Origin of the sequence: Pantoea sp. JK (genome assembly GCF_026130245.1) — a bacterium.
GTDB classification, from domain to species: domain Bacteria; phylum Pseudomonadota; class Gammaproteobacteria; order Enterobacterales; family Enterobacteriaceae; genus Pantoea; species Pantoea trifolii.
Window position 1 is genome coordinate 240,113 of the sequence record NZ_JAINFN010000003.1, and the last position, 26,171, is coordinate 266,283.

At 54.9% G+C, this 26,171-nt stretch carries 21 protein-coding genes; 7 read left to right on the forward strand and 14 right to left on the reverse strand.

Features of this window, described 5'->3' with window-relative positions:
* Positions 1-22 precede the first annotated feature (22 nt).
* The 3 genes from exbB (at position 23) to PanJK_RS08670 (ending at position 2,704) form a co-directional block, all read left to right on the forward strand.
* Entirely contained in the window at positions 23-751 is a 729-nt protein-coding gene (gene exbB, locus PanJK_RS08660; RefSeq protein WP_265299474.1) for a tol-pal system-associated acyl-CoA thioesterase, read from the forward strand.
* Positions 752-756: 5 nt separating this feature from the next.
* A complete protein-coding gene (gene exbD, locus PanJK_RS08665) occupies positions 757-1,179 on the forward strand; it encodes a TonB system transport protein ExbD (RefSeq protein WP_008103349.1) in 423 nt (140 codons plus the stop codon).
* 178 nt (positions 1,180-1,357) lie between these two features.
* Positions 1,358-2,704, forward strand: coding sequence for an MFS transporter (locus PanJK_RS08670; protein ID WP_265298931.1), 1,347 nt, complete (start codon positions 1,358-1,360; stop codon positions 2,702-2,704).
* A 167-nt stretch (positions 2,705-2,871) separates the two neighbouring features.
* Here the strand turns inward: PanJK_RS08670 and PanJK_RS08675 are convergent, their stop codons facing one another.
* Genes PanJK_RS08675 through PanJK_RS08695 form a run of 5 tightly spaced genes read right to left on the reverse strand, consistent with a single transcriptional unit; the run spans position 2,872 to position 8,094 of the window.
* On the reverse strand, positions 2,872-3,837 hold the full coding sequence (locus PanJK_RS08675) for a spore coat protein U domain-containing protein (protein WP_265298934.1): 966 nt from the start codon (positions 3,835-3,837) through the stop codon (positions 2,872-2,874).
* Positions 3,834-6,269, reverse strand: coding sequence for a fimbria/pilus outer membrane usher protein (locus tag PanJK_RS08680; protein ID WP_265298936.1), 2,436 nt, complete (start codon positions 6,267-6,269; stop codon positions 3,834-3,836). The genes PanJK_RS08675 and PanJK_RS08680 overlap by 4 nt, the downstream gene beginning before the upstream one ends.
* Positions 6,269-6,967: a molecular chaperone gene (locus PanJK_RS08685; RefSeq protein WP_414858941.1), complete on the reverse strand. Its 699-nt coding sequence runs from the start codon at positions 6,965-6,967 to the stop codon at positions 6,269-6,271. The genes PanJK_RS08680 and PanJK_RS08685 overlap by 1 nt, the downstream gene beginning before the upstream one ends.
* A 24-nt stretch (positions 6,968-6,991) precedes the next feature.
* Positions 6,992-7,486, reverse strand: coding sequence for a spore coat U domain-containing protein (locus PanJK_RS08690; protein ID WP_265299478.1), 495 nt, complete (start codon positions 7,484-7,486; stop codon positions 6,992-6,994).
* Positions 7,487-7,524: 38 nt separating this feature from the next.
* Entirely contained in the window at positions 7,525-8,094 is a 570-nt protein-coding gene (locus PanJK_RS08695; protein ID WP_265298938.1) for a spore coat U domain-containing protein, read from the reverse strand.
* Between the two features lie 548 nt (positions 8,095-8,642).
* On the opposite strand from PanJK_RS08695, the gene PanJK_RS08700 reads away from it, so the two are divergent.
* Complete coding sequence (locus PanJK_RS08700) at positions 8,643-10,745, forward strand: putative bifunctional diguanylate cyclase/phosphodiesterase (protein WP_265298940.1); 2,103 nt, start codon at positions 8,643-8,645, stop codon at positions 10,743-10,745.
* A 156-nt stretch (positions 10,746-10,901) separates the two neighbouring features.
* Positions 10,902-13,004, forward strand: coding sequence for a putative bifunctional diguanylate cyclase/phosphodiesterase (locus PanJK_RS08705; RefSeq protein ID WP_265298942.1), 2,103 nt, complete (start codon positions 10,902-10,904; stop codon positions 13,002-13,004).
* 73 nt (positions 13,005-13,077) lie between these two features.
* Here the strand turns inward: PanJK_RS08705 and PanJK_RS08710 are convergent, their stop codons facing one another.
* Positions 13,078-15,369 (reverse strand): Ig-like domain-containing protein, encoded by a 2,292-nt coding sequence (locus tag PanJK_RS08710; RefSeq protein WP_265298944.1) that lies wholly within the window; start codon positions 15,367-15,369, stop codon positions 13,078-13,080.
* Between the two features lie 286 nt (positions 15,370-15,655).
* Positions 15,656-17,956, reverse strand: coding sequence for an Ig-like domain-containing protein (locus PanJK_RS08715; protein WP_265298946.1), 2,301 nt, complete (start codon positions 17,954-17,956; stop codon positions 15,656-15,658).
* Positions 17,957-18,156: 200 nt separating this feature from the next.
* Between PanJK_RS08715 and PanJK_RS08720 the strand changes: the two genes are divergently transcribed.
* Complete coding sequence (locus PanJK_RS08720; RefSeq protein WP_265298948.1) at positions 18,157-19,569, forward strand: PLP-dependent aminotransferase family protein; 1,413 nt, start codon at positions 18,157-18,159, stop codon at positions 19,567-19,569.
* Here the strand turns inward: PanJK_RS08720 and PanJK_RS08725 are convergent.
* Positions 19,566-20,048: a YlaC family protein gene (locus PanJK_RS08725; RefSeq protein ID WP_256697432.1), complete on the reverse strand. Its 483-nt coding sequence runs from the start codon at positions 20,046-20,048 to the stop codon at positions 19,566-19,568. The genes PanJK_RS08720 and PanJK_RS08725 overlap by 4 nt on opposite strands.
* 174 nt (positions 20,049-20,222) lie before the next feature.
* On the opposite strand from PanJK_RS08725, the gene PanJK_RS08730 reads away from it, so the two are divergent.
* Positions 20,223-20,558, forward strand: coding sequence for an endonuclease domain-containing protein (locus PanJK_RS08730; protein WP_265298951.1), 336 nt, complete (start codon positions 20,223-20,225; stop codon positions 20,556-20,558).
* A 210-nt stretch (positions 20,559-20,768) separates the two neighbouring features.
* On the opposite strand, the gene PanJK_RS08735 is transcribed toward PanJK_RS08730, so the two are convergent.
* The 6 genes from PanJK_RS08735 to fliN are packed head-to-tail and all read right to left on the reverse strand — an operon-like array spanning position 20,769 to position 26,171.
* Entirely contained in the window at positions 20,769-22,871 is a 2,103-nt protein-coding gene (locus PanJK_RS08735) for a flagellar biosynthesis protein FlhA (RefSeq protein WP_265298953.1), read from the reverse strand.
* The gene (gene flhB, locus PanJK_RS08740) at positions 22,858-23,994 is read right to left on the reverse strand and encodes a flagellar biosynthesis protein FlhB (protein ID WP_265298954.1); all 1,137 of its coding nucleotides are present in this window, start codon (positions 23,992-23,994) and stop codon (positions 22,858-22,860) included. The genes PanJK_RS08735 and flhB overlap by 14 nt, the downstream gene beginning before the upstream one ends.
* Complete coding sequence (fliR, locus tag PanJK_RS08745; RefSeq protein WP_265298956.1) at positions 23,994-24,767, reverse strand: flagellar biosynthetic protein FliR; 774 nt, start codon at positions 24,765-24,767, stop codon at positions 23,994-23,996. Before fliR ends, flhB begins: the two co-directional genes overlap by 1 nt.
* 2 nt (positions 24,768-24,769) lie before the next feature.
* Positions 24,770-25,042 carry a flagellar biosynthesis protein FliQ gene (gene fliQ, locus PanJK_RS08750; RefSeq protein ID WP_265298958.1) on the reverse strand — a complete coding sequence of 91 codons (273 nt, stop codon included), beginning with the start codon at positions 25,040-25,042 and terminating at the stop codon, positions 24,770-24,772.
* Positions 25,039-25,803 carry a flagellar type III secretion system pore protein FliP gene (fliP, locus tag PanJK_RS08755; protein ID WP_265298960.1) on the reverse strand — a complete coding sequence of 255 codons (765 nt, stop codon included), beginning with the start codon at positions 25,801-25,803 and terminating at the stop codon, positions 25,039-25,041. Before fliP ends, fliQ begins: the two co-directional genes overlap by 4 nt.
* A 2-nt stretch (positions 25,804-25,805) precedes the next feature.
* Positions 25,806-26,171: a flagellar motor switch protein FliN gene (gene fliN / locus PanJK_RS08760; RefSeq protein ID WP_265298962.1), complete on the reverse strand. Its 366-nt coding sequence runs from the start codon at positions 26,169-26,171 to the stop codon at positions 25,806-25,808.

Below are 26,171 nucleotides of genomic sequence, written 5' to 3' on the forward strand. Positions count from 1 at the left end.
CAGCGTGGTAGCCAGTGATTTGATGCAAACGGATCTCTCCGTTTGGGGCATGTATCAGCATGCCGATATCGTGGTAAAGATTGTGATGATTGGCCTGTTACTGGCTTCCGTTGTCACCTGGGCAATTTTCTTCGGTAAGTTTGCTGAGCTGAGCGGGGCGAAACGTCGCCTGAAACGCGAGCAGCAAGCGCTGGGCGAAGCCCGCTCGTTAAACGATGCTTACCGTGCTGCTGAAAACTTCAAAGCCAACAGCCACAGCGCTGTGCTGCTTAACGATGCGCAGAATGAGCTGGAGCTGTCTGCCGGCACCGAAGATCTGGATGGCATTAAAGAGCGTACCAGCTTCCGTCTCGATCGCCGCGTGGCCGCATTCAGCCGTCATGCCGGTCGCGGTAATGGCTTCCTCGCTACCATCGGTTCCGTTGCGCCGTTTATCGGTCTGTTTGGTACCGTTTGGGGCATCATGAACAGCTTCATCGGTATCGCTAAAACGCAAACCACCAACCTCGCCGTGGTTGCGCCGGGCATCGCCGAAGCGCTGCTGGCCACCGCGATTGGTCTGGTTGCAGCAATCCCAGCAGTTGTTATCTACAACGTCTTCGCGCGTATGATTGCCAGCTACAAAGCGTCGCTGGGCGATGTCGCCGCGCAGGTGATGTTGCTGCAGAGCCGCGACCTTGACCTCGGCAACGTCGATACTGCGAAAGAAGCCAACCGTCCAGCGGCGGCACAGAAACTGCGCGTAGGATAAGTATTATGGCGATGCGTTTAAACGATGACTCGGTCGGCGATGGCGAAATGCACGAAATCAACGTGACGCCGTTTATCGACGTCATGTTAGTTCTGCTGATCATCTTTATGGTCGCCGCGCCATTAGCCACCGTCGATGTGCGCGTAAATCTGCCAGCATCGACCAGCGCGCCGCAGCCGCGTCCGGAAAAGCCGGTTTATCTCTCCATCAAGGAAGATAAGCAGATCTTCATCGGTAACGATGCGGTCACCAAAGAGACACTGGTGAACGCGCTGACGGCACAAACCGAAGGCAAGAAAGACACCACCATCTTCTTCCAGGCGGATAAATCGGTTGATTACGCTACTTTGATGGAAGTGATGGATCAGCTGCGTGAAGCTGGTTATCTGAAGATTGGCTTGATGGGCATGGAAACGGTCAAAAAGTAACGTTTCTCAGCTCAATCGTAGGGTCGCCATTCATGGCGACCTTTTTTTATATCTGATACTTAGTTTGTTAATTTATTGTTACCATTGGTCTTATTTTTGTAAACTGCAATGGTGAAGAGGATCACGTTTATTCCTGGCCCGGCACGTTAAAACTGAAGAAAAAACCAGGAAGGACAATATGAGCTCGAGTCACTCTTTACAAAAGTCGTCGCAAAGCGGTGCCAAAACCATCTTTAGCGTTACCAGCGGTAACTTCCTTGAGATGTACGATTTCATGGTATTTGGCTATTACGCCACCGCAATCGCCAAAACCTTTTTCCCCGGCGATGATCCCTTTGCCTCTCTGATGCTCACGCTGATGACCTTCGGCGCAGGCTTCCTGATGCGCCCGCTCGGCGCGATTATTCTCGGCGCTTACATCGACCATCATGGTCGTCGTAAAGGCTTGCTGTTAACGCTTGGTCTGATGGCGATCGGCACCTTAACCATTGCGTTGGTACCCGGTTACGCCACGTTGGGTGCTGCCGCGCCGATTTTGATTCTGCTTGGTCGTTTATTGCAGGGCTTCTCGGCGGGCGTTGAGCTGGGCGGCGTGTCGGTTTATCTGGCTGAAGTGGCGCCGAAAGGGCGCAAAGGCTTTTATGTCAGCTGGCAGTCAGGTAGCCAGCAGGTTGCGGTGATCTTCGCGGCGCTGCTTGGTTTGGGTCTGAACCATCTGCTGGCGAAAGACGCGGTTACCGAATGGGGCTGGCGTATTCCGTTTGTGGTGGGATGTATGATCGTGCCGTTCCTGTTCTACATTCGTCGCATGCTGGAAGAGACCGAAGCCTTCAGCCAGCGCAAACATCATCCTTCCATGAGCCAGATTATGCGTTCAGTCGGGCAGAATTGGGCGCTGGTGCTGGCAGGGATGTTGATGGTGGTCACCACTACCGTGATGTTCTACATGATCACCGCCTTTACCCCGACGTTTGGCAAAACCGTTCTGATGATGAGCGATAAAGAGAGCTTCCTGGTGACGCTGTTTGTCGGCATCTCCAACTTGTTCTGGCTGCCAGTGATGGGTTCGCTATCGGACCGCATTGGTCGTCGTCCGTTGCTGATTATCTGCACCATCTTGATGATTTTAACCACCTGGCCGGTGCTGCATTGGCTGGTGGGCGCGCCGACCTTTGCCCGCCTGGTTGAGGCCGAACTCTGGCTGTCGTTCCTCTATGCCAGCTACAACGGCGCGATGGTGGTTTATCTGGCTGAGATCATGCCGGCAGAAGTGCGTGCTTCGGGCTTCTCGCTCGCCTACAGCCTGGCAACCGCGCTGTTTGGTGGCTTTACTCCTGCGGTGTCGAGCTATCTGATTCATGCCACCGGCGACAAAGCGATGCCGGGCGTGTGGCTCTCTTTTGCGGCAGTGTGCGGGCTGGTTGGTACGCTGCTGATTGGCCGTATGGTGAAGCAATATCAAGCGCAACACCGTTCCCCTCACCCTAACCCTCTCCCGCAAGCTGGAGAGGGAATGTTTAGGTAACCGCTCGATCGGCTCCTTCTCCCGCTTGCGGGAGAGGGAATGTTTAGGTAACCGCTCGATCGGCTCCTTCTCCCGCTTGCGGGAGAGGGAATGTTTAGGTAACCGCTCGATCGGCTCCTTCTCCCGCTTGCGGGAGAAGGCTGGGATGAGGGACAGCGCGCACCCACCTAAAACGACACATCCACCACCACGCTATCAGTATAATTCCCCGCCGCGGGCGTATTCTGCGTCGTCAAAATCTGCGCCGTATAAGTAAAGTTGCGCGTCACGGTATCCGCATTCAACGAGGTCGAGGTGGTGCTGCTCCAGCGATCGGTGCCAGTCGGTCCCCAGCGCGAGGTGGTGGTGGTGCCTTTGTAGATGTCATACGCCAACCGATTCGTCCCGCTCGCCATCTGCCGCGTGGTGCCGCTGTAGTAACTGCCGTTGCTCAAACCCACGGTGTAAGTACTGCCTTTTGAACACACCACGTTAATCGTCTGCTGCACCGTTGAGAAACTGCCCACCAAAGGTGCACTGCCGAAACTAACATTCGGCGCAGTGATGGTGGTGCAATCGTTGGTAACCACCAGATTCACGGTAATCGGCATCGCCGTACCGGTGCTGCTCTGTACCGTTCCCACGCACAATCCCGCCACGTTCAATCCGGCACACACCGTATAACTGACGGTCAGCGTGATGGTGGTGGTATAGGTGCCTGCAGCGATCACCTGCCCGGTAAGGGTGCGGAAGTAGAGCGGAATATTAAAGTTAAGGGTGCTACCCAGCGCCAGCAGTGAGGCGGAACTCCAGCGATAGCTGCCGCCCTGCTGTAATTCGGTGGCACAAGCGCTATCGATACACAGCTGGATCGGAATGTTATCGGTGCCGCCGCTGGCGGTTTTCAACACGGCGCGCGTGCCGCTAAGGTTTGAGGCGGTGGTAAAGGCATAGGTGATGTTGTCGGAGCCCAGCAGCGAAAGCGTACCCGAGCCACAGTTAACATTGGTAGTGCTGGAGGTGTTATTCACCGTTGACGCCACCGAAAATGTGGTGACCGAACCAAAGGTGGCAGTCGGCGCCGATAAGCTACAAAGCGCATAGCTGGTGCCCGGCAGTAAAAACAGCGCCAGCAGGAGCAGAAGCTTTCTCATGGTGAAATCCCTGACTGTGAATGATCCGCGCTGCTCACCGCAGAACCTTGCGGCGGCGGTGGCAGCGGGCAAGTAAGCGGTCCGTAGGTTTCCAGCGCTTTTGGCTGGCCGTTGGCGATCTCCAGTTGCGTATCGCAACTGCGTCCATCTGGCGTCACCACGTGAATCGGGTTGCTGGCAGCCAGATCTTCCATCCATACAATGCCGTCCCAGCCGACATATTCGGTGGCCTGATTCGGACGTAACACCTGGCTGGAAATCGGCAGCGGCTGATGATTGCTGTCGTGCAGTACAACGCTGGCGGCGCGCAGGCGCTCGACCGGGAAGTTGAGCAGATAGCCGCTCTTACGCTTCACCGCAAAGCGCTGTTCGACCTTCGGCGCGGTGCGATCGGCAGGCAGATCCAGCGTATCGATATCGTACTTCGCGCCGTAATAGCTGCTGATCGATGGCACCAGCAGATAACCTTGTTTATCGGTGCGGCCCATGGTTTGGTTCTCATAACGCACCGTCACGTCGGGATAATCGGTTTTCACCACCACAAAGGCATCGTTGATATCGTTGGCAGCGAACACGCGGTTATCCATCAACACCACCGAACCGGTGAAATCAGCCCATTGCGTGGTGTTGTCGTTATCGCCGTAGAAACCGGCTGAGGTATCGATTTTATTGTTGCGATAACGCAGGCTGGCCTGGCGATAATCGCCGCTGTCGCTGGCCTGATTGGCCCACGCGGCATCGTATGAGAAGCCACCGTCGGTTGGCATGGCGCGCGACAAATACAGTCGCTGGCTGTTATTGCCCTCCTGATCGCGTTCGGTGCTGACCGAGGCGCTGCTCTGCTCGCCGAATGGAATGACCAGCGAAATTGCGCCGCTCCAGTTGCCCTGTTCCTGATCGCGGCTGGCGGAGATGTACAAACTGCTGTTACCCCACAGATTTTTACTCCACGACAGATTGAGTAACCGTGTACGGTCACCGTTGCCGCCGGAGATATCAAAATAGGCCAATCCCAGGCTGCCGTAATCATTCAGCGATACGCTGGCGGTGTACTGCGCGCTGCGCCGAGCCAGTGAATAGCTGGTGTTCGCGCTGTCGCCGCGACTGCCAACCAGCGCGAGGTTGCCGAAATCGGCGCTGCGAATGATGTGCTGCGTTCCGAGGCTGAACCAGCTGTTGTTGTACTGATAGCCCCAGCTGTATTGCGTACCCGGATTGCCGTCCATCTGGCTTTGTGCCAGCGCACCATTCACCACGCCAAAACTGCCGAGCTTCACCAGGCCACCTGCGCCGCCCATCGCCACGCTGTCGCTGCCTTCTGCGTGACTCTCCAGCGTTAGCCAATCGTTGATACCGTAGCGATACGAACCGCTGGCCGCCGCCGCGCCATAATCAAAATTGTTGATGCCGTAGTTTTCGCGAATGGCACCGGCGGAAAAGGAGTAATCGGATAGCCCGGTTTTCAGCAAACTGCTGGAGACGTAAAACGGCAGCGTGGTGGTGACTTGTCTGCCCACTGCATCGGTGGTGGTGATCACCGCATCGCCTGCGCCGTTAACGAAAGGTACGTTGGTCAGCGACCACGGACCCGGCTGCACATCGGCCTGGGTGCTGCGATAACCATTAATAAACAGATCGACCGACGAGGGCACCGCCGCCTGACCGGAAAACGCCGGCAGCGGATAGGTCACCAGATCCGGACGCACGCTGAAGTCGCGGCCAATCTGCACGCCACCCAGCCGCACGCTGTTGCTCCAGCTCAACGCATCAGTTACCAAATCCCCGGCGCGCCAGCTGATCGCTGCGTTCTCGTTTTCATTACTGAACCAGGTATCGTAGCGGATATAGCCTTCCTGCTGACCGGCAACGCCACCTTCCAGTTGCTGCACATAAACACCGTTGGTCGAAAACTGCCCAACCGGGCCAAAGAAGCGCAATTCATTCCAGCTGGAGAGGCGCGAACCGGCGTTATCGGTGCGCGTGGCGTAGAAGTCATAGTTGAGCAGGGCGCCATTGCTGGCGCGGCCGGGAAAGCGCGGCGCATTCTGCAACTGGCCAATGGTTTGGCCCGGCAGCCAGGCGGGCGGCACCGTCAGTAACAGGCGCTGGCGTCGTTCGTCATACTCCACTTTCGCTCCGCTCAGTTGATTGACATCGATCTGCTGCCCTTGCAACTTCTCGGCCGGAATACCGGCGCGTTGCAGATCGCCGCGTCGCAGCCAGAAATCACCGTTTTTGCGTTCAACCGGCACGATGTCGCCACGTTCGCCCTGATTCACCACCAGTTCCAGCATGTATTGCTGACCGCTGGCGTTATTCTCTAGCGCAGGCGGCGGTGGCAGTTCGGAGAAAATCTCCGCACTGCTACTTATCGGGCTAATACAGAGCACGCTGGCAACGGCCAGCGCGCAGGGATGCGGCGTTAACTTCATCAACGCGCGGCAGCGCTGCTCCAGTGGCCTTTGTTCATTTCGGCCGACAGCTCACCGCTTACGCTGCGGGTTAACGGCCAGCGATGGCTGCTGTTGGCCAGCACGTAGCCAAACAAGCCGTTGCCCATTTTGAGCCCGCCAATGGTCACGTTACTTAAACGTGCGTGGCCGTTACCGTGATTGGTCAGCTCCAGCCAGCGCTTGCCGCCGCTGTTCACTTCCTGCCAGCTCAGCTGCGGTTTCGCCGTATCACGTGTTACGCCGTTGCCGTAAACAAACAGCGGCACCGAATAGCGCATCTGGAACGTCAGCCCGGCCTGATTCTCGCCCGGCGTGCGCGGCGTGGGGATCTCATCCAGCACCACGCGATAGGACATCTCACGTCCGGCTTCGGGCGGCGTTTGCTTGATTAAACGCACCAGCTGCTTTTGCCCTGGCTCAAGGCGTACCATCGGCGGGCTCGCTACCACTTGCTGCTGGGTTTGATACTGCTCCTGACCGTTGACCTGCTGCCAGCTGAAGATGCGCACCTGCATCATGGTGGTGGCATTGCCGCGATTCTCCAGCCACAGCTCGCTGGCTTTATCTTGTGGATCGATTGCCGGATCGATTGGCCACACCATCAGTGAATTGGCGGCATGCACCGCAGGTGTTAGTGCCACACATAACAACAGAATCAGGGCGCGCAGGTTCATCATCATTCATCCTTCTTATTGGCGCCGTCACCAACTCAGCGTGACGGTTAAGGTGTCGGTATACGTCCCGGCGCGCGTGGGGCCGGGCAGCGTTAATAAGCCGTAAATCGGCAACGTGATGTTATTGGCATTGCTGTAACTCAACGCCATCGGGCTGTTCACTGGAATCGCCGTGGTGTGTGCCGCATTGGTATACAGGTTGTAGGCCACGATATTGGTGTTGCTGGTATGCTTGAGGTTGCGCGTGGAGGTGTAATTGCTGCCACCGTTAATGCTCATGCTGACGGCGGTGCCTGGCGTGCAGGCGAGAGTGATAGTGGTGCTTTGCACATAGCTGGCGCTGACGCTGCTTGCAGCCACGCCAGATTGGGTACCAAAGTTAAGCGTGCCAAAGACCCCGGTATTGGTACCGGAAACAACACAGCCTGCCACTACTGATGCTGAAACCTGAAACGTTGCCGTGGGCAACCCCCAGGCGGAGACGCTCCCTATCAGCAGGGCAAGGCCGCCTGCACTGTGCATCAACCGCTGCACCACGGCCACCCTGATTATCCTTTCCCTCAGTAATTCACCGCCACGTTAATGGTGTCGGTGTAAGTCCCTGCGGGAATCAACGGGTTAAAACCGCCGCCGACCACGCGACCATAAATGGCGTAGTTGGTACCCAACGTTGGATCCGTGGTGCCACTGGCGGCGATATTGGTGTTGTTGGCGATAGCAGTGGTAAAAGCGGCATCGCTATACAACGTATAGGCAATACCCTGCGTATTGTTGGAGCCGAGGATCAGATAGCGTGGCTGGCCGCTCACCGTGCCGTAAATGGTCGCCGGAGCGGCATTACTGCTGGTGACCTGCACGTTGAAGGTTTGTCCAGTGGTGCAGCGGACATAGATACCGTTACCGGACGCGCCGACCAGCGTGGCATTGAGCGTATCAAAGGTGGCGGCGCTGCTACCAAAGTTCAGGGTACCGAAGTTAACCCCCGTCGTTGCAGACTGGCCGTTTACCAAACAACCGGTGGTCAGCGTCAACGTCGCATTGATGGTTCCCGTGGTGGTGGCGGCAAAAACAGCAGTAGGGGCTAGCGCGGCGCTTAGGCTAGTAGCCATAAGAAAAAGCTTGAGTTTCATAATCATTCCTTACTGATTATCCAAGGTCAGTGCTTTTTCACCTGGTCAGACATTTATGGAAATACATCCGAAATCAAACAAGAGCCGCAATGGACTCGACAGCGTAAGCGCCTGCCATCTAAGAAAATTCCTGGGTGGCGGATTAATGATTTATATCAGTTTTCTTTACTATAGATCAGCAAATCGGCACTTGTACGCCAAGGGTTCAATTTTTCCCTAATCAATTCACACTTTTCGCCGATAACTCAGTAAACACAAGGGGTAGCGAGCGGTTAAAAAAACTAAACAGCCGATGATTTCTCCCTCTACCGCACGCTACGGTTCAATGTTATGTTCGTGCATTAATCAGATATTATTAATTTTTCGCTTAACGACTGACGATGAAAATAAAAAAAATCCGCACCATGACTCAAGATTTGTCTGGATCGGTTCTAAGTTGAACTTCGCCGCAGGCGGTCATGAATCGCCCTTGATCGGCGCTTTATCATCCTTGTTCTAATTTGACGACACCGCACCTGCTCCGTAGCGGGTGAAGTTTAGGAGCGCACATGCTGCTGGTTACCTGGGATAGCGTTCTGGTTACCGTTTCACTGATCGTGGCCTTCATTGCCGCGTTTACCGCCTTAGATACCGCCGGGCGCGTAGCCGTTTCACGCGGCTGTCTGGCAAAACTGTGGTTAATCGGCGGAGGCACCGCGATGGGCATCGGCGTGTGGGCGATGCACTTTATTGGCATGCTGGCGATGATGATGCCAATGACCATGCGCTACGACGTCGAACTCACCGCCATCTCATTACTGGTGGCGATTGTCACCGCCATCTTTGCCTTTGCGCAGGGCGTGCAGGGCAGCCATCTCACCCGGCGACGCTTAATTCGCGGCACCCTGATCATGGGCAGCGGCATCATTGTCATGCATTACCTCGGCATGAACGCGCTGATGATTGAAAGCCCAATTGACTGGAATCTGCCGCTGGTGGCGCTCTCGGTGCTGATTGCCTATGCGGCATCAGGCGCGGCGTTGTGGCTGGCGTTTCATCTGCGCCAGGGCGAAAGCCTGTTATTACTGCGCGCCTGCGCAGCGTTAGTGATGGGGATTGCGATTGCCGGCATGCATTACACCGGCATGGCGGCAGCAGAGTTCGTTATGCCGGTAAGCATGCAACATCACGGTGCCAGCGAAGAGGGACTGGCGGTGTGGGTCACCATTATCACGCTGAGTATTCTGGGATTCATGTTGCTGATCTCGATGCTGGATGCGCAGCTCCGTGCCGCGCGCCTCGCCGCTAAACTCAAGCGCGCCAACAGCGAGCTGCGCCAGCTGGCGATGCATGACAACCTCACCGCGCTGCCGAATCGCGTGATGCTGGAGCAGCAACTCACCACGGAGATCAAACAGGCGACGCTGCAGGATGAGAACTTTGCGCTGATGTTCATGGATCTCGATGGTTTCAAAGCCATTAATGACACATGGGGCCATCACGTCGGCGATCGCTTGCTGATTGCGGTGGCTGAGCGTTTACGAAGTGAACTCGCTGAAGAAATTCTGCTGGCGCGTCTGGGCGGCGATGAATTCGTACTGCTGTGTCCGCAATTCCATCTGCATCAGGCCACCAAACTGGCGCAGCGGCTGGTGCAGGTTATTGATGCGCCTTTCAATCTCGATCGCTATTCGCTGCGCGTCTCCCTGAGCGTTGGCATTGTGATCTTCCCGCTGCACGGCCGCAGCCAGCAGGAGCTGATGTTTAACGCCGACTCCGCCATGTATCACACCAAACACAGCGGCCGTAACGGCTGGTGCCTGTTTGAACCGGCGATGAGCGCGGTGGCGCAGCATCAGCTGGCGCTGGCCAACGATTTGTGGAACGCGCTGGAATATCAGGAGATGCGCCTGTTCTACCAGCCAAAATTCCGCGCGGGCGGCACGGTATTAATCGGTTTTGAGGCGCTGCTGCGCTGGCAGCATCCGCGTCGTGGACTGCTGATGCCGGATATGTTTCTGGCGCGCGCCGAGAAAACCGGGCAAATTGTCGCGCTGGGTAACTGGGTGATCAATGAAGCCTGCCGCCAGCTTAAGCAGTGGCACGATGAAGGCAATGGTGACTGGACCGTCTCTGTCAATCTCTCGGCTCTGCAGTTCCAGCAGCGCGATTTGATTGAGAGCGTGCGCCAGGCATTGCAGCACCATCAGATCCCGGAAGGGGCGTTGATGCTGGAAATTACTGAGAACATCGCGATGCGCGATCCGCAGTTTAGCCAGCAGCGCATTGCCGAGCTGCATCGTCTTGGCGTAAAAGTGGCGATCGATAACTTCGGCATCGGCTACGCCAACTTGCTGCATTTGAAACACCTCGAAGCCAGCGAGCTAAAAATCGATCGCGCCTTTATCAACAGTTTGCGCGCCGGTAGCGAAGACGCCACGGTGGTCACCGCGATGTTGACGCTGGCGCAAACGCTCAACCTGCGCATGGTGGCGGAAGGCGTCGAAACCGAGGAGCAGCAGCGTTTGCTCACCGGTTTAGGCTTCGACACGCTGCAAGGTTATCTGCTCGGCAAGCCCACACCCGCCGACCGCATCGGTGAATTTACCGCTGCGCTTAACGTGCCGCTGGCGTATAGCGATAACCTGGTGCCGCTGGCAGGCGCGCAATAAACAATTTTTAGTTTCTTCCCCATCGGAAGGTTTCATCGTTCAAAAACTCAGATCGGCAGTGATGCTGCCGATAATTCCTACAATAAAACCCATAGATCTCACTTTTAATCACAACACCACAGCTGACTCAAACCGGCTTTTACTTGGTAAATCACTATGTTAGTGACTTCGTACGACTCGTTTACCGTCATCGTCTCGATTCTGGTGGCGATGCTGGCCTCGTTTACTGCACTTGATATGGCAGGGCGCGTGGCTTCCTCAACTGGCAAGGTGGCGCTGGTTTGGTTATTTGGCGGTGGATTCGCTATGGGCGTCGGCATTTGGGCGATGCACTTCATCGGCATGCTGTCGATGAGCCTTGATATGGTGATGAGCTACGATCCCATGCTCACCGTCACCTCCATGGTGGTGGCGGTATTAGCCTCGGTATTTGCGCTGTGGCTGGTGTGTTCAACGCCGACGTTACCGTGGCCGCGACTGTGCGGTGGTGCCTTGGTGCTGGGCTCTGGCGTGGTGGCGATGCACTACACCGGCATGGCGGCGCTGATGTTTGCGCCTGGCATTACGTGGAATTGGGGTTGGGTGGCGGCATCGGTGGCGATTGCGTTGGTGGCGTCGGGTGCCGCGCTGTGGCTGGCGTTTAACCTGCGCGAAGGCCACGGCCGTGTCACCGTGTTGCGTTTAGGTGCATCAGTGGTAATGGGCTGCGCGATTGCGGGCATGCACTACACCGGCATGGTGGCGGCCGACTTCCCGATGCACAGCCACGCGACGCAAATGGGCGTCAACAGCAACTGGCTGGCGATTGTGGTGACGGTGGTGACGCTGGCGATCCTCGGCATTACCTTGCTGGTCTCGATGCTGGATGCGCGTTTGCAGGCACGCACCTCGATCCTTGCGCATTCGCTGGCGGAGGCCAACCGCGAACTGGCGCAGCTGGCGCTGCACGATAACCTGACGCGCTTACCCAACCGTATTTTGCTGGAAGATCGCCTCGAACAAGCCCTCAATAAAGCCAATCGCGAGAAGTCGCAGTTTGCGCTGATGTTTATGGATCTTGACGGCTTCAAAGCGGTCAACGATGCCTTTGGTCATCACGTGGGCGACAATTTGCTGATTGGTGTGACCGAGCGCATGACCGAACAGATGAAAGGGCACTATACGCTGGCACGCATGGGCGGCGACGAATTTGTACTACTGCTGGAAATCGATGAACCCAACGATGCCGCAGCGGTCGCCGATACGCTGGTGAAAGCGGTGGATCGTCCGTTCGATATCTCGCGCTATGAGCTGGTGGTGTCGCTGAGTATCGGCATTGCGGTTTACCCTGGCGATGGCAAAGATGATCGCGAGCTGATGTTCAACGCCGATGCCGCCATGTATCACACCAAAAACAACGGTCGCAACGGCTATACCTTCTTTCAGCCGTCGATGAACACGCTGGCGCAGTCACAATTGCAGCTGAATAACGATCTGTGGCAAGCGCTGGATAACGAAGAGTTACGCCTGTTCTACCAGCCAAAATACTGCGCGCCGAGCGGCCCGATCCTGGGCTTTGAAGCGCTGCTGCGCTGGCAGCATCCTTCACGCGGTTTACTGGCGCCGGATGCCTTCCTGCCGATGGCGGAAAAGACCGGCATGATCATTAACATCGGCAACTGGGTGATTAACGAAGCTTGTCGCCAACTGCGTTCCTGGCATCTGCAGGGCCATCCGCACTGGTCGGTGGCGGTCAATTTGTCGGCGGTACAGTTTGAGCAAAGCAATCTGGTGGAAACCGTTACCGAGGCGCTGGCGCAGCACCAGATTCCGGCTGAGCTGTTGACGCTGGAAGTCACCGAAACCACGGCGATGCGCGATCCGGAAGAGAGCGTGCGTATCCTCACCGAACTCACCAACATGGGCGTAAAAGCCTCGATTGACGATTTCGGCACCGGCTACTCCAGCTTGTTATATCTCAAGCGTTTACCGGCCAGCGAGCTGAAAATCGATCGCGCCTTTGTTAACGAGTTACAGGCGCACTCCGAAGATGCCACCATCGTTTCCGCGATTGTTGCGCTGGCGCAGTCGCTGCACCTGAAAGTGGTGGCTGAAGGGGTAGAAACGCAGGATCAGCAGGCGTTCCTCACCGGCTTAGGCTGCGATACCTTGCAGGGCTATTTACTGGGTAAACCGGTGCCGCCGGAACGTATTCAGGAGCTGCCGAATTTTTTTGCGGCGGTGGAAGAGGACGAACGGGAAGTGGAGCAGGTGCCTTAATTCTGCGGCAACACTGTGGTTTATAAAAAAAGGCCGGTTGTTAATCCGGCCTTCAAGGTGGTGATGTCAGCAATTACACCAGTTCGGTTTTCACACCCTCCTGCACCAGCAATTCGGCATCGCCATTGCTGTAAACCTGATATTCGCAGCCGGCGATGGTGACAGTGCCCGCCAGCGCCGTCCAGCCGCTGGTTTCATTGCCTGCTGGCAGAATATCGTCCAGCTGCAGGATGTCATCCGCTTTACCGTTGACCATTAGCTGGGTTTTACCGTCATCGATATAAAGATCTTTTTGGCCGGATGCCAGCACGTCGGAAATGTTCAGTGATAACGGGTTAGCGTCGTCAATAATGAATAGAGAATGGTCGTTATTATTTACATCTAAAATCTGGTTAGGATTTAATGCGGGATACCATTTCAAATGGTCAATGTAAAAACCACCCGGGGAAGTGTTAGTTATTTCTATTTTTCCAAGTAATTGGTTGTTGAAATTAAATGTGAAGTGGTCATGATTTTCGGCGCCCGTTACTTGGTGATCTTTTAATACGTATGTCATTCTTGATAAAAGATTGTTAGATGTATCGTAAACTAATATAGTTGCAGTGCCACCGTTCGCACCGGCTAAACTAAATGAAAACTCTCTAATGTTAGATAATTTAAATTCAACCAAACTGTTTTGGTCTACGTTTAATGTCCCTTTGCCAATATTATATGGATTACCTTCATATCCTCCCATGAAATTTCCTTCTCCACGATTTAGTTTTAAACAAACGTCCTGAGTCAGGGAGTAGAGTTTGCCTATAATCAAATCTTCATGTCTTTTATCGTCAAAACCGTATGAGTAAGCTTCGCTGTCATCCTGCACAATAGATAAATTGAATGCATCTGATAAAAAGTCACCTTCCGGGCGTTTGACGTTGAATTCCCATAAGCCCTGCGTTAATTCGTCGGGTGTAAAGGTCCACTTGCCACGGAAGTCAGCCACAACGGAGAAAACAAGTTCGTCACTACTTGTGTAAGATTTGTATGAAATCACCACCAGGCTGTTCGCTTCAGCCGTGCCTGTCAAGGTGGGGGTGGTATCATCTGTTAAAGCATTATTTTTAATGAATCCCGCTATCGGTCCTGCATTATCAATGGCGCCGTCAATGGTGGGGGCAAAGCTGCCTTCAGGCACAATTTTCAGACCAAAGCTTTTCGCGTTAGCATCATGAACGGCACTGCTCTCTGCGCTGAATTGATAATTGCCCACATCCAGCAAATCGGGATCATAGCGCCATTGACCATCCGCGCCGACGGTGACGCTCTCCAGCAACACCCACGCGCCTTGCAGATTCAGACAGTGAATATAGACCACGCTGTTCGCTTCGCCGCGCCCGTGCAGCGTTGGCGTGCGGTCATCGGTGATCGCGCCGTTGCCGAGCTCACCGGTATAGGTACCGACATCATCGTAGGCGTGCGTAATCTCGTAGCGATCTTCGGGCGTCAGATCAATCTCCAGTTTGAACTCATCGCTCCAGCCGCTGCCGTCATTGACACGGAATTCGTATTTACCTTCGGTCAGCGCCGGGTTGGGTGTCCACGTCCAGTCAGTACCGTTCAGTGTTGCCAGGCCGCCCTCAGTCCAGCTGCCGTTTTGTGCGCGATATTGTATGCGCACATCGCTGCCTGCGTTGGCCGTGCCGTTCAGGGTCGGGGTGGTGTCATCCGTGATGGCACCATCACCCAGCATGCCCGTTACGGTACCCACATCATCAGTGGCATAGGTAATAGATGCGTCGCCCACAACGGGCGGAGACTCAATTATTAGGCTAAAGGCATCAGACGCCTTGCTGGTGTGGCCCGTACGATCGGTGCTGGTTACCGTGAAACTGTGAGGCCCATCGGGCAGCTCGGTATTTGGGATAATTTCCCAGCGACCGTTTTGAGCAGCCTTGGCGCTGCCAATTTCATTGCTGCCGTCGTACAGGCGCACAATCGAACCGGCTTCAGCGTAGCCGCTCAGGACCGGCGTTTTATCATCGGTTTTGGCACCCGGCATCAGCCAGCTTTGCTCTGAACCTTCATCATCCACAACGCGCAGAATTTCAGGTTTGGAAGGCGCCGTGGTATCAACGTGAAGAATTAACTGCGTGGGATCACCATAATTGCCCGCGTCGTCAATCACCCGGAAGGTGATGTTATAGGGCCCGTCGGCGAGTGCGGCATCCGGTGTCCAGCTCCATGTGCCCGTCACCTTGTCAATATCCGCCTTGTAAATGGTGCCATTCAGCACGATTTCCATAATCCCGCCTTTCTCCTCTGGAATGGTCGTGCTGAGGGAGGGTTTAGGATTCGTGGTCCATTTTTGCACTGTTTCTTGCATGATAAATATCCTTGTCTATCTGATGTTGGGTAGGCCTGAAAACCCGTGATATTAGTGAGGTTGCTAACGTTGGCTTAGCAGAAATGTCTCGAAGTAGGAAAACTCTTAGAGCGGACAAGCGGCCGCTGAAAAATCAGCTGTGGGTGGCTGGGCTGCATAGGCAAAAGGAAGCACGAATGAGGACGCAGAATGAGAAATGGCCGTTGCTGCGGCAGGGGCAAGACAGTGCGGTTTATAAAAAAAAGGCCGGTTGTTAATCCGGCCTTCAGAGTAGTGATGTCAGCAATTACACAATTTCGGTTTTCACACCTTCCTGCACCAGTAATTCGGCATCGCCATTGCTGTAAACCTGATATTCGCAGCCGGCGATGGTGACGGTACCCGCCAGCGCCGTCCAGCCGCTGGTTTCATTGCCTGCTGGCAGAATATCATCCAGTTGCAGGATGTCATCCGCTTTACCGTTGACCATTAACTGGGTTTTACCGTCATCGATATAAAGATCTTTCTGCCCCGATGACAGCACGTCGGAAATGTCTAATGATATATGCTTAGATTCGTCAATCATAAACAATGCACTTTCATTATCATTTAATTCTGAAGTCTGATTAGCAGATAAGGAGGGTAACCATGTCAGATTATCTAATAATAATGGCCAAGCACTATCATTAAATATTGTTACTTTCTTAATTAATTGATCATTAACATTAAATGATAAGTTCTCTAATAGATCAGCTCCAGGATCCCTACTATCATTTAATATATAATTCCCGCCACCTATGATTTTATCAGATGTGTCGTAAAGTTTTATGCTAACCCTTTGTCCTCTACATTGACTCAGATCAAACGAAAATGTTCTGGTATCACGCAATTGAAATTCAATCTCACTGTGATTGTGCAGGTACAGTGATTTTTCTCCAGTAATATCAGGGTTCTCATACGAAGAGGAATAAATTGATGCGAGTCCTTTTTTTACGATTAATACCATTTTTTCAGTGAGTAAATTGTATTCATCCTGCGCAAAACGTTCACCATTAACTCTGTTTTCAAAGCCATAATAGTAAGCATCATTGTTATCCGGCACGATAGATAATTTGAATGCGTTTGGTAAAAAATTACCTTCCGGGCGTTTAACGTTGAATTCCCATAAGCCCTGTGTTAATTGGTCGGGTGTGAAGCTCCACGTGCCACGGGAATCAGCCATAACGGAGAAAACATTATCATCACCTGTACCAGTTTTGTATGAAATCACTACCAGGCTGTTAGCTTCAGCGGTGCCTGTCAACGTGGGGGTGGTATCATCCGTGTAGGCATTATGCTTTATAATTCCAGTCTGCGATCCTGCGTCATCAATGGCGCCGTCAATGGTGGGGGCAAAGCTGCCTTCAGGCACAATTTTCAGACCAAAGCTTTTCGCTTTAGCATCATGAACGGCACTGCTCTCTGCGCTAAATTGATAATCGCCCACGTCCAGCAAATCGGGATCATAGCGCCACTGACCATCCGCGCCGACGGTGACGCTCTCCAGCAACACCCACGCGCCCTGCAGATTGAGACAGTGAATGTAGACCACGCTGTTTGCTTCGCCGCGACCGTGCAGCGTTGGCGTGCGGTCGTCGGTGATCGCGCCGTTGCCGAGTTCACCGGTATAAGTACCGAAATCATCGTAGGCGTGCGTAATCTCGTAACGATCGACAGGTGTCAGAGCAATGTCCAGTGAGAAAGAATCGCTCCATCCACCGCCGGCATTGGCACGAAATTCGTATTTACCTTCAGCCAGCGCCGGGTTGGGTGTCCACGTCCAGTCAGTGCCGTTCAGTGTTGCCAGGCCGCCCTCAGTCCAGCTGCCGTTTGCCGTACGATATTGTACGCGCACATCGCTGCCAGGCATGGCAGTGCCGTTCAGGGTCGGGGTGGTGTCATCGGTGATGGCACCATCACGCAGCATCTCCGTTACGCTCCCCACATCATCACTGGCATGGGTAATGGTTGCCTGGTTGCCAATCGGTGGCACGCTGTCAGGTTCAATCGTCAGGCTAAAGGCATCAGACGCCTTGCTGGTGTGGCCCGTACGATCGGTGCTGGTTACCGTGAAACTGTGCGTACCCTCGGACAGTTCGGTCGCTGGAGTAATTTCCCAGCGGCCGTTTTGAGCAGCCTTAGCGCTGCCAATTTCATTGCTGCCGTCGTACAGGCGCACAATCGAACCGGGTTCAGCGTAGCCGCTCAGGACCGGCGTTTTATCATCGGTTTTGGCTCCCGGCATCAGCCAGCTTTGCTCTGAACCTTCATCATCAATCACGCGCAGAATTTCAGGTTTGGAAGGCGCCGTGGTATCAACGTGAAGAATTAACTGCGTGGGATCACCATAATTGCCCGCGTCGTCAATCACCCGGAAGGTGATGTTATAGGGCCCGTCGGCGAGTGCGGCATCCGGTGTCCAGCTCCATGTGCCCGTCACCTTGTCAATATCCGCCTTGTAAATGGTGCCATTCAGCACGATTTCCATAACTCCGCCTTTCTCCTCAGGAATGGTCGTGCTGAGAGAAGGTTTAGGATTCGTGGTCCATTTTTGCACTGTTTCTTGCATGATAAATATCCTTGTCTATCTGATGTTGGGTAGGCCTGAAAACCCGTGATGTTAGTGAGGTTGCTAACGTTGACTTAGCAGAAATGTCCCGAAGTAGGAAAACTCTTAGAGCGAACAAACGGCTGCTGACAAACCACAGGCGTTCAGGCGCCAGCGATTTGCGCTAAAATAGCCGCCAAATCCTCTACATCGGAGTTCGGGTGGCGAAATATCAGCAGTTGGTAGATAGGCTGCGCACGCAAATGGAAGCGCGCATCTGGCCGCCGGGTGAGAAATTGCCTTCTCTGCGGCAGCAGGCGGAACAGAGTGGATTAAGCCTGATGACGGTGATGCACGCCTATGAAGTGCTGGAGAGCCAGGGCTGGATTGTCTCAAAGCCGCAATCGGGCTATTACGTCGCGCCGCGCGCCGCCGAAAGTCGTCCGCGCTTGCCCACCCAGGAGATCGCCAAAACCGACCAGGCCGATACCAACAGCTTCGTGTTTGATGTGCTGCAGGCCACGCGCAATCCCGCCATCATGCCGTTTGGTTCGGCGTTTCCCGATCCCGAACTCTTCCCGCAGCGCCAGCTAATGCGCTCGCTGGTGAAAGTTTCACACAACCTGAAACCCACCGATGCGCTTAACAACCTGCCGCCAGGCAATGAAGCGCTGCGTAAAATTCTCGCCCAGCGCTATGCGCAACAGGGCATCACGCTGTCGCCGGATGACATCGTCATCACTAACGGCGCAATGGAAGCGCTCAATCTCAGCCTGCAGGCCGTCACCGAACCCGGCGATTGGGTGATCCTTGAAAATCCGTCGTTTTATGGCGCATTGCAGGCTATCGAACGCCTTAAGCTGAACGCGATTGCCATCGCCAGCGATGTGGAACACGGCATGGATTTGGATGAGCTGGAGCAGGCGCTGCAGCGCTGGCCGGTGAAAGCCTGCTGGCTAATGACCAACCGACAAAATCCGCTCGGCTTTACCCTGAGCGCCGAGCGTAAGCAGCAGCTGGTGGCACTGTTGGCACGCTATAACGTGGCGATGATTGAAGACGATGTGTACGGCGATCTGTATGAAGGGCATGACAAGCCGCTACCGGCTAAAGCCTTTGATCGGGATGGCAACGTGCTGCACTGCGGCAGTTTTTCGAAGAATCTGGTGGCGGGATTTCGCGTCGGTTGGGTGGCGGCGGGACGTCACGCCCAGCGCGTGCAGCGCATTCAGCTGATGAGCACGCTGTCGACCAGCGCGCCGATGCAGCTGGCGCTGGCGGATTTCCTCAGCACGCGCAGCTATGATACGCATCTGAAGAAGCTGCGTCAGACGCTGGCAAAACGTAAACAGCTGGCGCAACAGGCGCTGCGCCGCGTATTGCCCGCGGATGCCAGCATCAGCGATACGCCGGGCGGCTATTTTTTGTGGATCACGCTGCCAGCGCAGATCAACACCACTGAGCTCTACCACCTGGCCTTAGACCAGGGGATCAGCATCGCGCCCGGCCAGCTGTTTTCCAGTAGCGAAGGTTTCAGCCACTGCTTCCGCTTTAACACCGCCTGGCCGTGGGATGCACGCGCTGAAGCGGCGGTGGAGATGTTGGGAAAACTGATTGCCGGATTAAACCATTAAACGTGGGCTGCCTGCTGGTGGCCCCAGGTGAGATAGTAGACGTCGTAGAAATCCACTTCCCCTTTCTGCTTCATCAGACGATCAATGCCGCTGCGCACGCGATCCGGCGTGTGCGGATTATCGAGAATTTTGTCCAGCGCCTGCTGCGAAACCGGCTGCACGTAATACCACTCGCCGTTGTAGCAGACGCGCAGATCCAGCGTATCGATATCTTCGAAGCGGTATTTCGGGTTGATATCCATCAGCATCAGCACGCTCATCACCACCACAAACACCGTGGCAAACCAGAACGCGGGCCAGCCGAGCATCTCGGTTGAGAAGATCAACGCCACGCACAGCGCGTAGCATAAGTACATGATGGCCCAGAGTCCCGGATGGGTTTTAAGGAAGGAAAAGCTAAAGCGCGGCAAATTATCACGCTGTCCTTCACGGTTCAGCGTGGCGATTTCGTCGAGCAGGATTTGTTTGATCGCGTCCATTGTTCACCTCTAATTATCACTGCCTGCCAGTAAAGCACATAACAGTGAAGCGAATTAGAGACAGATTCGGTGTGTTTTTTTATAACAGTTGGAATCTGCTGCTCAAGATGGCACTCCATGCGTTGTGATTGGGCACCAGCGGGAACACGATGCGCTTTTTCAGGATGAATATCGATGCGACATCATGTGCTGCGTGCTAAGGAATTGAGAAATAACATGACGCCAGCAGAGCGAAAGCTCTGGATTCTGCTGCGCGCCAGACAATGTGGCGGCATGCGATTTCGCCGCCAGTATCCTTATGGCCCGTATATCCTGGATTTTGCCTGCCTGGAGAAGCGGCTAGCGATTGAACTCGATGGATCGCACCATGGCGAAACTTTCAGATATGACGATGAACGTACGCAACGGTTAAACAGACAGGGCTGGCGCGTGCTGAGGTTTTGGAATCATGAGGTGATGCTGCAGCCGGACGCGGTTTTTGCAGTGATTATGGCGGCGTTGATGGGGTAGTGCTGGCTGTTAGAATTGGGTCGGTGCTCGCTGTCCCCCTCCTCGGTCGGTGCTCGGTGTCCCCCTCCTCGGTCCTCCCCCATGAATGGGGGAGGAAGATGCTGCCACATGCAGCTTCATCACTGGCATGTGGCAGCGTCTCCTTCCCCCGCTAGCGGGGGAAGGCCGGGATGGGGGACAGCGAGCACAATCTAGTGCAGCGAGCACCGTTTAAGAAACTTGACCCACAATCTGCAAATTCGCCTCATCGGGCACTTCGTTATACGACAGCACATTCAACCCATTGGCAAACAGACGCGCGTAGCGCGCAATCAGCGGACGCAGCTGCGGCGTGACCAGCAGCACCTGCGTCAGGTTCTGCGCTTTCAGCTGCTCCATCATCACCGGCAGCGTGCTTTGCAACTGCGTCAGGATATTCGGATCCACCGGGAAGCTATCCAGTGCCACTTTACCGGCTTGCTGCGCCTGATTTAGCGCCGCCAGCAGCAGGTTCTCCAGACTGTTCTCCAGCGTATACGCCGACAGCGGTTTATTATCCGGCGCAATCGCTGCCACCATCGCACGGCGCAATGCATAGCGCACGTCGGACGTCAGCAGGATCGGATCTTTGGTGATCGCCACGCTCTCCAGCAAAGTCGTTGCGATGGTGGTGATGTCCTTCAGAGACACCTGATCGTTCAGCAGCAGACGATACACTTTCAGCTGCAAGCTGTAGTTCACCGCCGCATTCACATCTTCAGAGAGTTTAGGTGCCACGTTCGCCAGACGCTGATGCAGCTGGGTAATGTCATCGTAGTTAAACAGCTCGGGCAGATTCTCACGCACCACTTTATTCACATGGGTGGCGACCACGCTGGCGCAATCCACCACCTGATAACCAAGGTTCAGCGCTTTGGCTTTCTGCTCGGGCAGGATCCACGTCACCGCCATGCCGTAGGCGGGATCGGTATCCAATACGCCATCGATCTCGCCGTACTGTTCCGGCGTCGGGATCGCCATTAAACGATCGGCATGCACTTCGCCGACGGCGGTGCGCACACCGTTGATCTTGATCGCATACTGCGCCGGTTTGAGGTGGAAATCCTCACGCAGCGCAATTTCCGGCAGCAGCACGCCGCTGGTTTCCGATACCACCTGGCGCACGCCGCGCATACGCAGCGTCAGCGGCGCGCCTTTGCCTTTATCCACCAGCGTCACCAGCTTGTAGCCGAGATTCAGGCCGATGGGCTCAACCATCGGGATATTGTCCCAACCGATGGCGGGCTGCTCTTCCGGCTGCATCAGCGCCTGATTGATCGCTGCCATATCGTGGTGATCTTGCGTCGGTGCTTTCACGCCACGGCTTTGACGCCAGGCGGCAAACAGCAGCATGGCGGTAAAAATCAGGAACACCAGATGCGGCATGCCCGGCACAATCGCCAGCACAAACATTACGGCGGCAGCGGTGTACAGCGTACCCGGTCGTGCCAGCAGCTGCGTCTTGATGTCATCGCCCATGTCCGCGCCATCACTGATGCGCGTCACGATGATGGCCGCGGCGGTTGAGAGCAGCAGTGATGGAATCTGCGCCACCAAACCATCACCGATGGTCAGCAGGACATACTGTTCAAATGCTTGTCCCGCCGGTAAACCGTGCTTGAACACGCCGATCAGAATCCCGCCGATCACGCTGATCATCAGGATCATGATCCCGGCGATAGCATCACCGCGCACGAACTTAGAGGCTCCGTCCATCGCGCCGTAGAAGTCGGCTTCGTTGGCAACGTCTTTGCGGCGCAGACCGGCCTGTTCCTGATTGATCAAACCGGCATTCAGATCGGCATCGATCGCCATCTGTTTGCCCGGCAACGCATCGAGGGTAAAACGTGCCGAGACTTCGGAAATACGCTCGGCACCTTTGGTGACCACCACAAAGTTGATGATCATCAGGATGATGAACACCACAAAGCCGACGACAAAGTTACCGCCAATCACCACGTTACCGAAGGCTTCAATCACCTTACCGGCGGCGCCAACGCCTTCGTGACCGTCGAGCAGCACCACGCGCGTCGACGCCACGTTGAGCGTCAAACGCATCAGCGTGGTGATCAGCAAAATGGTCGGGAAGATGGAGAAATCCAGCGGGCGTTTACTGTTAACGCTCGCCAGCAGCACCATGATTGCCAGCACGATGTTAAAGGTGAATAACACGTCCAGCACAATCGGCGGCAGGGGCAAAATCACCATCGCCAGCACGCTGAGCAGCAGCACGGGCACGCCAATGTGGGCCTGGCGCAACAGTTGCGTGAACTGGCGCGTTTTAAGTTGGCTCATGAGCTTTCATTACCTCATCTAAGTTCGGCAGTTGGGTATCCAGCCGAGGTTTTTCACCCTGACCGCTGCGCCAGGTTTGCAGTTGCATTACGTAAGTCAGCACCTGTGCAATCGGACGGAACAGGGCTGCAGGAATTTGTTGGTTGATACGCGTGCTGTGATAAACGGCGCGCGCCAGCGGCGGAAACGCCACCACATCAACGTTGTTTTTGCCGGCCACGCTTCGGATATAGAGCGCGACGTCATCCACACCTTTGGCCACCACGTAAGGTGCGGCGGCTTTTTTTGGATCGTATTTCAGCGCCACCGCGAAGTGCGTTGGGTTGGTGATCACCACATCCGCCAGCGGCACTTGCTTGTTAATCTGGCCCATCGCCATCTGACGTTGCAGGTTACGAATGCGGCCTTTGACCTGCGGATTCCCTTCATTATTCTTGTGCTCATCGCGCACCTCCTTCTTCGACATCTTCATTTTTTTAGTGAAGAAGAATTTGGTCAGCGGTATGTCGATCACCGCGAACAGCACGATGGTGAGGATAAACAGCCGGATCATCGACTCGAACAGTTGCAGGCCCTGATTGATGGAGTCGCGTAAAAACAAGCTTTGCAGACCCATCATCTCGGTCAGGTTGCCTTTGATGGTGCTCCACAGCAGCGCCAGGATCAGCAAACACTTAGCGATCATCTTCAGCACATCAACGTAGTGCTGCATGGAGAACATGCGCTTTACACCGTTGATCGGGTTAAGCTTTTTAAAGTCGGGCTTAATGCGTGTCACCACAAAGATCCAGCCGCCCGGCACCAGAGTAGAAAGGGCGGCGGCGAAAGGGATCGGGATCAGCGTGGCGATAAATTTCATGATGATCAGTACCTGCGTCAGCATGAACTGGTGCAGCGCGCCGTCATCCTGAATGCGATCGGCCATCTGGCGTACGGCCTGAAACGAAGCCTGAATCAACTCCCGATAATAGGGAAAAAACAGTCCCATCATCACCAGCGCCATCACCAGGCTAACCGCCAGATTCACCTCTTTGGAGCGGGGAATGTCGCCTTTTTGACGCGCTTTACGCAGTTTCCCGGGGCTGGGTTTTTCGCTCTTATCACCACTTCCTGCATCAGCCATCAGTAGCTCCTCATTTTTTCCAGCATACCGAGCACCTGATTAGTGAGCTCAAGGTAGTGGTTGCCGACATTGCCAATCAGCAAGGTGAAGCAGAACAGGCCGAACAGCATGCTGATCGGAAAACCAAGCGCGTACAGGTTCAGCGTCGGTGAAATGCGGTTCAGCAGACCAAATACGCCTTGCACCAGCATCATGATGATCACCGTGGGCATCGCCAGCAGCAGCGCGCCGCTGAACATCCAGCCAACGCCGCCCGACAACGTACGCAGGGAAATCTCATTTATCGCCTGGCCAATCGGCCAGTAGGTAAAACCGGTAAACAGAATCGACATCAGCAGCAAATGACCATCCATGCTGAAAAACAGCAGCGCAGCCCACACCTGAATAATTTGTGAAATCACCATGGTTGAACTGCCGCTGGCCGGATCGTTCATTACCGCCATGCCGAGGCCCATGTTCATCGACAAAATATTGCCTGCCGTCTGCAGCGCCCAGAAGGTCCACCACAGCATCTGGCCGAACAGGAAGCCCCAGAGAATTTGTTCGCCGGTCAGTATCAAACTCTGCACCGACATCAGATCACGCAGTACCACGTTGTGCGCCAGCATCGGCGTCATGATGATGCTGAGCAACAGCGCTAAACCGAGTTTGGCTTTGCGTGAAAAAGCACGGTTATCCAGCAGCGGGCAAAAGTGCATAAAGGCATAGATGCGCACGAAGGGCAGCCACAGCGCGAAGATCGGTTGGATCAGATCGTTGATGGCGATATCCATCGTTAGCCTACTAGCTGCGCGGCTTGCTGAAAGATCAGCTGGGTGAAATCGATTAGCTGCGTCAGCATCCATTTACCGGCAAACACCAGCACCAGCAGCGTCATGGTCAAACGCGGCAGAAAGCTCAGCGTTTGTTCGTTGATCTGCGTGGTGGCCTGAAAAATACTCACCAGCAGGCCGGTGATCAGGCTGGGCACAATGGCAACCGCAGAGATCATCAGCACCAGCTTCAGGCCTTGCGCCAGGATGTCGCCGGCGACGTCGATATTCATCATAATCCCAGCCCCTGTACGCTCTGCGTCAGCGTGCCGACAATCAACGACCAACCGTCACACAGCACAAACAGAATCAGTTTGAACGGCAGCGACACAATCAGCGGTGACAGCATCATCATCCCCATCGCCATTAAAATACTGGCGACGATCAGGTCGATCACCAGGAACGGGATGTAGATCATGAAGCCAATTTTAAAGGCGGTTTTCAGCTCGCTCAGTACGAAGGCAGGCGCGATGATGGTGAGATCCTGCGCTTCCGGCTCGCCGGTAGCGTTAGCAATGGTCATGATCTGCGCCAGCGAGGTGCTGTGGGTTTGCGACAGCATGAACTTCTTCAGCGGCACCTGACCGGTGCTCAGCGCCTTTTGCAGGCTGATTTCATTGTTCTGATAGGGCACAACCGCGTTGTCATAGACGTTGGTCCATACCGGACGCATCACCAGCAACGTCAGCACCAGCGCGATGCCGGTTAGCACTTTGTTCGGCGGGCTTTGCTGCAGGCCAATCGCCTGACGCAGCAGTGCCAGCACAATGATAAAGCGGGTAAAACAGGTCATCATCAGCATCATGATCGGCAGCAAGCCGAGCAGCGTCATCAGAATCAGAATTTCAATTTTTACGCTGTACTCCTGGCCGCCATTGGCGGAGGGCACAGCGGAGAACAACGGCAGTCCGTTCTGTTCTGCTAACGCCAGTGAAGGCATCAGCAGCAGGCCAGCCAGCGCCAGCCCTCCTTTAATCCAGCCGGAATTGCGCATCATTATTAGCCCGCCAGTTCGCTGAGATCGCTGTTGTTGAACTCAATCAGGCGCAGGCCATATTTGTCGTTAAGCACCACCACTTCGGCTTTACCAAACAGAATGCCGTTTACTTTCACGTCCAGCGGCTCACCGGCCAGCTTATCCAGTTCGATCACGGAATCGTTGCCCACGCCAATCAGGTCGGCGAGTGAGATCTCCACCGACGCCACTTCCAGCGTCAGCGTCACCGGAATGCGGCTGAACAGCGCCATATTGCGCGGCGCGTCGCGCGTTACTGCGCTCACCGGTTCAGCGACTTCCGTTTCGGGCTGGTTTTCCAGGTTAAAATCGAGGTCCAGCGCTGTGGCTAAATCGTTTAAATCGCTCAT